This is a genomic window from Pseudomonas sp. MWU13-3659 (genome assembly GCF_023757525.1).
Lineage (GTDB): Bacteria > Pseudomonadota > Gammaproteobacteria > Pseudomonadales > Pseudomonadaceae > Aquipseudomonas > Aquipseudomonas entomophila_E.
On the sequence record NZ_JAMSHW010000096.1, the window covers coordinates 1 to 725 of the forward strand.

1 pseudogene is annotated in these 725 nt (G+C 65.5%); it reads right to left on the reverse strand.

The window, feature by feature from the left end:
- Window positions 1-725 (reverse strand): annotated as a pseudogene (locus NGM28_RS28455) (RHS repeat-associated core domain-containing protein); the annotation flags it as partial.

The window sequence follows — 725 nt, forward strand, 5'->3', positions numbered from 1 at the left end:
TGGACGTGGCGGATGACGTTCTTGCGTTCATCGCGGAACAGCCATTCCTCGCGGCCGTCGGGGTGGACCAGGCGGTAGGTGTAGCCCAGGGCGTCGTAGTAGTGCCAGGTCTCCTGGCCGTGGGCGTCGGTGACATAGGTCAGGCGGATGTTCGGGTCCCAGGCCAGGCGGGTCTCGAAGCTGCCGTCGTCGGCCCATTCGTGGATGGCCTTGGCGTGCGGGCCACTGCCGTCCCATTCGAGGTTGATGCCGCGCCCAGTGCGGTCGGTGTAGCGGGTGATCAGGTGCAGGCGGTACTGGTACTGCCAGGCGGCGCCGTGCTCGTCCTGGGCGGCGATCAGGTCGCCGTGGGCGTCGTAGTGGTAGCCGCACAGCTGGCGCAGCGGCGTGCCGTCGACCACCTGCCACAGGCCCTGGATATGCCCATGGTCGTCGAGCAGGGTACCCAGTTGCAGGTGGACTTTTTCGGGATCGTTGTCGGAATAGGTGTTGATGTCCGACAGCACTGGGCGACCTTGGAATTGGTGCTCATAGTGCAGCATTGCCCCGGCGCCGCTGCGCAGCTGGATATGCGTCAGGTAGAAGCGGTCGCCCTGGCGGGCATAGGTTTCACGGCGGTCCAGGCCACGCAGCAACACCAGTTGCTGCTCGGCGGTGCGCACCAGGCTGACGTACTCGATTGGGTCGTAATGCGGTTTGCCGACCTTGGGCAGCGGGTAGTCGTG